This is a genomic window from Deinococcus aquatilis DSM 23025 (assembly GCF_000378445.1).
GTDB classification, from domain to species: domain Bacteria; phylum Deinococcota; class Deinococci; order Deinococcales; family Deinococcaceae; genus Deinococcus; species Deinococcus aquatilis.
Window position 1 is genome coordinate 1 of the sequence record NZ_KB899796.1, and the last position, 1735, is coordinate 1735.

Here is a 1735-nt window from a genome sequence, read left to right on the forward strand (position 1 = left end):
CAGCTCTCGGAGTCGTTGTGCAACAGCATTCACCAGTACCTTTCTGCGCCGCTTCGGACAAAACACGAAGTGGTATCGCAGCAGCGACACAGAGGTGTTTTTGTGAACGTAAGGCGTCGGCACATCCACAGTGTAGCCCAGTTGGAAGGTGGCGTAGGGCTTTCGATTCAGCCTTCAGCATCAGCACCCCGCCCTTCGGGCGGCTAGGCTATCCATCCCAAGGATAAATCCCTGGGCTTTCCGCCCAGACCCTTTTCAGTAAAGCTTCGAGATGTTGACATACCACTTTAGAAGCTCTGCTTAAGCCCGGTTTCCGTTGGGCGATATGGAGACCTCTTGGATGCGCACCAAATTTCCTGCCGGATCCCGGAAGGCACAATCCCGCACCCCATACGGCTGGAGGGTTGGTTCCTGAACCACTTCCGCGTTGCTGGCCTGTATCCGGTTAAAGGTGCCGTCCAAGTCGTTGGTGGCGAGGATAATGGTGGCATAACTGCCTTTGGCCATCAGCTCGGCGATAGTACGGCGCTCATCGTCGGTCAGTCCAGGGGTGGCCTCAGGCGGAAAGAGCACGATAGAAGGACTGGGCTGACCTGCGGGGCCCACTGTGATCCAGTGCAGGCCGTTGTATCCGACATCGTTATGCACGGTAAAGCCAAGGGTGTCCCGGTAGAAAACCAACGAGGCGGTGGGGTCGGTGTGCGGCAAGAACGTCTGGTGAAGAGTAAGGGTCATGGCACTTACTCTAGGCGCGGCGGGTCTCTGGCGCTTCTCGATTCCTGACCGGTTTCGTGACCTGTTTGGCCACGCAGGGCGGCAGGCCCACCGTCTGGTTTGCGGCGTGCTGCCGGTAAGCGCTGGGCGGCATCCCCACCAACTCAGTAAAGCGGGTGCTGAAGGTACCCAGGGACGAGCAACCGACTTCGAAGCAGACGTCCGTGACACTGAGATCGCCCCGGCGCAGGAGTGCCATGGCCCGCTCGATGCGCCGCGTCATCAGGTAACTGTAGGGCGACTCCCCGTAGGTCAGCCGGAATTGGCGGCTCAGGTGCCCGGCGGACATGTTCACGCTGTAGGCCAGCGCCTCGACGTCCAGCGGCTGAGCGAAGTCCCGGTCGATCCGGTCACGCACCCGCCGTAGCCGCGCCAATTCGCGCAGGTGTGGAGAGACGGTAAGGGGCAGGGTCATGCCGATCAGTGTCGTCCTTCCAGAAATGTGGATCAAGGCCGGGCGCTCCCTCACCGCCCACTCCTCCTTTTGGAGGTCACCACCTGCTGATCAAGTCGCTCGGCGGAAGAGCAGGAACGGCCAGATTCCAGTTCGGTCGTGGAGCTGAAATTCGTGTCTACGCCGACCCTGTGGCCTCTCGTAGGACGACGACCAGTTTATTCGGTTGTGTTGCCTTCATGCGGGGGCTGGAGGTAGGGTGGCCATCCCTGCCCTCCAGCGGCCTCGGGATTAATGAAGGCAACACAACCCTGTTGACACTTTGTGGCGATGGGTCTTCTTCCCTCTGATACTTTGTGGGGTTTAGCTGAAAAATTTCGTGTGGCACGGTATTGATGGGCTGCCCATGATAATCATTCATGTCTTTTTTATGCTTTAAAAACAATGATCAACAACAAGGACTATATCCATTCCTAGTGGAGCGTTTTGCAATTGAGTAGAGTTATTTATGCCTCGCCCTCTGCTGTACAAAGTGGAATTGAGCCCTGAGCAGGAACAGACGCTCAA

At 57.8% G+C, this 1735-nt stretch carries 3 protein-coding genes; all 3 read right to left on the minus strand.

What is annotated here, in order from left to right:
- Positions 1-129 (minus strand): transposase (locus F561_RS29820; protein WP_425386981.1); only part of this gene is annotated, 129 nt, incomplete at its 3' end.
- A 171-nt stretch (positions 130-300) separates the two neighbouring features.
- Positions 301-735, minus strand: coding sequence for a VOC family protein (locus F561_RS0124255; RefSeq protein ID WP_019012553.1), 435 nt, complete (start codon positions 733-735; stop codon positions 301-303).
- Between the two features lie 10 nt (positions 736-745).
- Positions 746-1189 (minus strand): helix-turn-helix transcriptional regulator, encoded by a 444-nt coding sequence (locus tag F561_RS0124260; protein ID WP_019012554.1) that lies wholly within the window; start codon positions 1187-1189, stop codon positions 746-748.
- Positions 1190-1735 lie beyond the last annotated feature (546 nt).

Bases quoted from the DNA above. Each gene is read 5' to 3' on its own strand.
- F561_RS0124260 (WP_019012554.1), bottom strand. From the start codon at position 1,189: ATGACCCTGCCCCTTACCGTCTCTCCACACCTGCGCGAATTGGCGCGG.
- F561_RS0124255 (WP_019012553.1), bottom strand. From the start codon at position 735: ATGACCCTTACTCTTCACCAGACGTTCTTGCCGCACACCGACCCCACC.